Annotated in this window: 5 protein-coding genes; 4 read left to right on the top strand and 1 reads right to left on the bottom strand. The window is 62.4% G+C overall.

Annotation, left to right across the window (positions count from 1 at the left end; all coding sequences use genetic code 11):
* Positions 1–111 precede the first annotated feature (111 nt).
* The 4 genes from AAFX91_RS38225 (at position 112) to AAFX91_RS38210 (ending at position 4,386) form a co-directional block, all read left to right on the top strand.
* Positions 112–1,005, top strand: coding sequence for a branched-chain amino acid ABC transporter permease (locus AAFX91_RS38225; RefSeq protein WP_394569943.1), 894 nt, complete (start codon positions 112–114; stop codon positions 1,003–1,005).
* Positions 1,006–1,007: 2 nt separating this feature from the next.
* A complete protein-coding gene (locus AAFX91_RS38220; protein ID WP_394569942.1) occupies positions 1,008–2,081 on the top strand; it encodes a branched-chain amino acid ABC transporter permease in 1,074 nt (357 codons plus the stop codon).
* A 51-nt stretch (positions 2,082–2,132) separates the two neighbouring features.
* The gene (locus AAFX91_RS38215) at positions 2,133–3,416 is read left to right on the top strand and encodes an ABC transporter substrate-binding protein (RefSeq protein ID WP_394569941.1); all 1,284 of its coding nucleotides are present in this window, start codon (positions 2,133–2,135) and stop codon (positions 3,414–3,416) included.
* A gap of 130 nt (positions 3,417–3,546) precedes the next feature.
* Entirely contained in the window at positions 3,547–4,386 is an 840-nt protein-coding gene (locus AAFX91_RS38210) for an ABC transporter ATP-binding protein (protein WP_394569940.1), read from the top strand.
* A gap of 14 nt (positions 4,387–4,400) precedes the next feature.
* Here the strand turns inward: AAFX91_RS38210 and AAFX91_RS38205 are convergent, their stop codons facing one another.
* A complete protein-coding gene (locus tag AAFX91_RS38205) occupies positions 4,401–5,549 on the bottom strand; it encodes an AGE family epimerase/isomerase (protein WP_394569944.1) in 1,149 nt (382 codons plus the stop codon).
* Between the last annotated feature and the right edge of the window lie 174 nt (positions 5,550–5,723).

The raw sequence follows: 5,723 nt of genomic DNA, 5'->3' as shown, positions 1-5,723 counted from the left end.
CAGACCTGAACGAAACGAGAATTGTGTTACCCATGTCGTCGGTTTGAAGTGTTACCCATGTCGCCGGTTGCTCACAGCGGCGTTCCCCTCTTTCGTTAGTCGCCAATCAACATGAACACCCAATTCCTGCTCCAGGTCCTGATCAACGGCCTCGTGGTCGGCACGCTCTACGGCGTGGTCGCGATGTCGTTCGTGCTGATCTACAAGGCGACGCAGGTCGTGAATTTCGCGCAAGGCGAACTGCTGCTCATCGGCGCCTGGGTGTGCTGGGCACTGCTCGCCAAATACCAGGTGCCGTTCTGGCTCGGCATGCCGCTCACGCTGGTGTTCATGTTCGTCTTCGGCATCGCGATCCAGATCGTGATCCTCCGGCCGATGATCGGCGAGCCGATCATCTCCGTCATCATGGTGACGATCGGGCTCTCCACGGTGTTCCAAGCCGCGCTGAAATGGATGTTCGGTGTCAATCCGCAGCCGTTCCCGCGCGTGTTCCAGAGCCAATCTGTCCACCTGTTCGGGCTGCAGATCCAGACCGTCTACGTGATGAGTCTCGTGGTTTCGATAGCGATGATGATCGGCATGGCCTGGTTCTTCCGCGCCTCCAAATACGGCCTGGCGATGCGGGCTACCGCCTACAACCAGCAGGTCGCGCAGTCGCTCGGCATTTCCGTGAAAAGCGTGTTCGCGATGGCCTGGGCGATCTCGGCGACCGTATCGGCGGTCGCGGGCGTCGTCGTGGCCGTCGTCAACGGCGTCTCTTCCGGTCTCTCCGCCTACGGCATCAAGGTATTTCCGGCGGCGATCCTCGGCGGGCTCGATTCCGTCGGCGGCGCCGTGCTCGGCGGCATCATCATCGGGCTGCTGGAGAATGTCGCGCAATATGTCGACAGCGAGTACCTGCACTGGGGTAATCTCTACGAGATCGCGCCGTTCTACGTCTTGATCATCATCCTGATGATCAAGCCTTACGGCCTGTTCGGCACCAAGGATATTGAGCGGGTCTGACCATGGCGACACGTTCCCTGATTCCCTCCGGCGACTTCCGTACGACGTACGGGGCCGACACCACGATCTTTCCGACCATCACCAGCCGCAATTTCGCGATTGCCGGCATCGTGCTGGCCTGCCTCGCGCCTTACGTCTTCGCAAACTACTGGCTCAGCATCTCGATCCAGATCGGCATCTTCGCGATCGCGGCACTCGGCCTCAACGTGCTGGTCGGCTTCACCGGGCAGATCTCGATCGGCCACGCGGCCTTCTTCCTGCTTGGCGCCTTCACTTCGGCCTATATCTCGAACAACGCGCCGATCCCGGTGTTCTTCGCCATTCCACTTGCGGGTCTCGTCACCGCGCTGGTCGGCCTGATCTTCGGCGTGCCGGCGGCGCGGTTGAAGGGGCTTTATCTCGCGATCGCGACGCTCGCCGCACAATATATCCTGCTCGATTTTTTCTCCCGCGCCGAATGGTTCTCCGGCGGCTCGGTGCCGGCGAGCGCAGAGTCATTTTCGATCTTCGGCTACCCGCTGCGCGGCGATCGCCAGTATTTTTATGTCGTTCTGGCTTACCTCATCGTCAGCTATCTCCTGGTCACCAATTTGATGCGTACGCGCGATGGACGCGCGCTGATTGCGATCCGCGACCATTATCTTTCCGCCGAGATCATGGGCATCAACCTCACCAAATACCGAACGCTGTCGTTCGGCATTGCCGCATTCTTTGCCGGCATCGCCGGCGCGCTCTATGCGCACTATCAGCTTGTCGTCTCGCAGGAAGGCTTCGGCATCGAGCGCTCCGTGCTGTTCCTGGCCATGGTCATCATCGGCGGCACGGGCTCAGTGATGGGCACGCTGATGGGCACAGCCTTCGTGGTGCTGCTGCCGGAGGCGATGGAGTGGCTCAGCCTGCAATTGAAGGGAAGCGCGATCGACAGGGCGCTGGAGCTCAACAACAACATCACCTTCCTGCGCGAGATTGCGATCGGGCTCATCATCATCGCGTTCCTGATGTTCGAGCCGGACGGGCTCGCGCATCGCTGGCGACAGATCAAGGCATATTGGAAACTCTATCCGTTCTCGCATTGAGGTCGGGGCAAAGACTTACAAACGCATCAACGAATAACAGGAGGAAAGACCATGACGATTAGATCCCTTTTGAGCACGGCTTCGCTGGCGCTGCTGATCGGCGGCGTATCCGTGGCCGCGCAGGCTCAGATCGCAATCGGCCACCTCGCCGACTATTCCGGCGGCACCTCGGACGTCGGCACGCCCTACGGCCAAGCCGTCGCCGACACCTTTGCCTGGGTCAACAAGAACGGCGGCATCGGCGGCAAGAAGCTCAATGTCGATACCAACGACTACGGCTATCAGGTGCCGCGCGCGATCGCGCTCTACAAGAAATGGTCGGCGCCCGACAGCAAGGTCGCGGCGATCATGGGCTGGGGCACCGCCGATACGGAAGCGCTGACCGGTTTCCTCGCCCAGGACAAGATCCCGGATATCTCCGGCTCCTATGCGGCAGCGTTGACCGATCCGGAAGGCACCAGCGGCAAGGCCAAGCCCGCGCCCTATAATTTCTTCTATGGTCCGAGCTATTCTGACTCGCTGCGCGCCATGCTGATGTGGGCAGCGGACGATTGGAAAGCCAAGGGCAAGCCGGGCAAGCCCAAATTCGTCCATATGGGCGCCAATCATCCCTATCCGAACGCGCCGAAGGCGGCCGGCGAAGCCATGGCCACCGAGCTCGGCTTCGAGGTGCTGCCGCCGCTGGTGTTCGCGCTCACCCCCGGCGACTACTCGGCGCAATGCCTCAGCCTGAAGAGCTCCGGCGCTAACTACGCCTATCTCGGCAATACGGCGGCCTCCAACATCTCCGTGCTGAAGGCCTGCAAAGCGGCAGGCGCCGACGTACAGTTCCTCGGCAACGTCTGGGGCATGGATGAAAATGCGGCCAAGACCGCCGGCGATGCCGCCGACGGTGTGATCTTCCCGCTGCGCACCGCGGTCGGCTGGGGCGGCGATGCGCCCGGCATGAAGACGGTGATGGAAATCTCCAAAATGTCGGATCCTTCCGGCAAGATCTACCGTCCCGTGCACTATATCGCAGCCGTCTGCTCCGCGCTCTACATGAAGGAGGCGATCGAGTGGGCCAACAAGAACGGCGGTGCGACCGGTGAGAACGTCGCGAAGGGCTTTTATCAGAAGAAAGACTGGGTGCCGGCAGGCATGGAAGGCGTCTGCAACGCCTCGACCTGGACCGAAAAGGATCATCGCCCGACCACGAAGGTCGATCTCTACCGCTCCAAGGTCACGGGCTCGACCGACGGCGATCTCAACGACCTTATGGCCAAGGGCACGATCAAGCTCGAGAAGGTCAAGACCGTGGAGCTGCCGCGCAAGCCGGAATGGCTGGGGTGGTGAGGGAGCGGTCCGTCCCACGCACACGAATTGTCATGCGCGGGCCTGACCCGCGCATCCATCAAGAAACAACGCTTTTCGAGCGATGGATTGCCGGGTCAAGCCCGGCAATGACATCCGAGGGCATTACGAGATGACCCAAACCGTCGAAGCAACTCACCCGGCACCGAGCGCGGTCCCTGCGCCGCCCCTCCTCAGTGTCAACAACATCGAGGTGGTCTACGACGACGTCATCCTGGTGCTGCGAGGCCTGAGCCTCGAAGTACCCAAGGGCTCGATCGTAGCGCTGCTGGGGGCCAACGGTGCGGGCAAGTCGACCACGCTGAAGGCGATCTCGGGGCTGCTCAAGACCGAAGACGGCGAGGTGACGCGCGGCGAGATCATCTTCGACGGCGAGCGCATCAACGGCATCGATCCCGACAAGATCGTCCGCCGCGGCATCTTTCAGGTGATGGAGGGACGCCGCATCATCGCCGACATGACGTCGCTGGAGAATTTGCGGCTCGGCGCCTTCACCCGCAGCGACGGCGAGGTCAATGCCGACATCGACATGGTCTTCAACTATTTCCCGCGCCTGAAGGAGCGTACGGGGCTGGCCGGCTATCTCTCCGGCGGCGAACAGCAGATGCTGGCGATTGGCCGCGCGCTGATGGCGCGCCCGAAGATGATCCTGATGGACGAGCCGTCCATGGGACTGTCCCCGCTGCTGGTCAAGGAAGTGTTCGCCATCATCAAGGAGATCAACCGCGACCTCGGTGTCACCATCCTCCTGGTCGAGCAGAATGCGCGGGCGGCGCTGTCGGTGGCGAGCCACGGCTACATCATGGAACAGGGCAAGGTGGTGCTCGACGGCAGCGCCGACGAATTGCGCGACAACGAGGACGTCAAGGAATTCTACCTCGGCGGCGCCGGCGACCAGCGCAAGAGTTTCAAGAACCTCAAGAGCTTCAAGCGGCGGAAGCGGTGGCTGTGAGTGTAGCCGGGTGCCTATTGCAGCACCTGCTCCGCTTCCGTAACCGCGCAAAGAACATGATAGAACGAAGACGCAGGGATGGTGTCGACCAGCGACTTGCCGTCGCGGTCGAACTGATCGTACCAGCCGCCCGCAACAGGGTGGCTCAGATAATGCCGCTCAAGGCGCGCCAATGCGGCGCGCGCCTCGTCGGCGGCACCCGCCTCGCCGGCTTCGGCCTGCGCAATCCAGGCCTTTGCGATCTCGCTCTGCGGCCACAGGCGCCGAGAGTGACGCCGGATACGGCCCTCAACATTGCCCTCATCGGTGAGGCAACCGGTCGCCTCGTCGCGGTAGCGCAGCGCCGACGCCAGCAATTCACCGCGATAGCGTCCCGTCGGGCAGCCCGTGATGCGCTCAAAACCCTTCAACAGCCAAACCCATTCGGCCAGGTGCCCGGGTTCGACGCTGATGGGCGAAATCCTCGACCAGTCGTCTTCAAAATATTCGCCGAGCACCTGGGTCTGCTTGTCATAGAGATTGGCAAGAAACAGCGCAAAGAACTCGCCGGCGCACTGCTGAAACGCCAGATCATGCGTTGCATCGAATACGGCGATCATCGCCTCGAACAGATGCATCTGCGGATTTTGCCGCCGCGGCAGGGACGCCGGCGTCCCCTCGAGAAAGCCGCCATTCGGCGAGCGCAGGTGCCCATCGAGATAGGCGAGCAGCGCATCGATCTCCGAGCGCACCTGCGCGTCGCGATCAAGCCCGTAAACGGTGGCGAGCGCGAGCAGCACGAACGCGTGGTCGTAGGTGTCGCGCCGCGCATCGAGCACCCCGCCGTCGGCCGTCAACCTGTGGACAAAGCCCGGCCGGCCGTCCGGCGCCTTCGCCTTCGTCAACAGGTGATCGAGCCCCTTCAGAGCGATCTCACGGCCTTCCGCGTACCAGCCCATCTGCGCGGCTTTGGCGTAGCAGTAGATCTGCCGGGCCTGAACGAATATACGCCGCGGCGCGAGCCGATCGGCGCGGCCGTCGGGATCGAGCCGGTCGACGAAGCCCCCTGCCACACCGTCCCAGCCTTCTGTGCACCACAACGGCAGACAGTGATCGATGACGCGACGCTTCAACCTGCCGACGACATCGGCATCGGAAGGGCCGCTCGCTGCGGCGGTCTGCATATCTGCCATTGCATTTCCCGGAGCATCGCCAGTTCGGCGGGAAGCCGTCTGATAGCACGTCGAAGGCGGAGCGCAATTGGCGCGAACCCGTGAGGATGACCGTGAGCGTCACGAGAGGATCGCCGTGCCCGGCCTTGACTTGCGCGGAATGCTTTGGATTGCCCGATCGGGGTG

This window comes from Bradyrhizobium sp. 31Argb, from assembly GCF_043638955.1.
In the GTDB taxonomy this organism is placed as follows: Bacteria; Pseudomonadota; Alphaproteobacteria; order Rhizobiales; family Xanthobacteraceae; genus Bradyrhizobium.
This window is presented reverse-complemented; position numbering and strand designations above follow the sequence as displayed.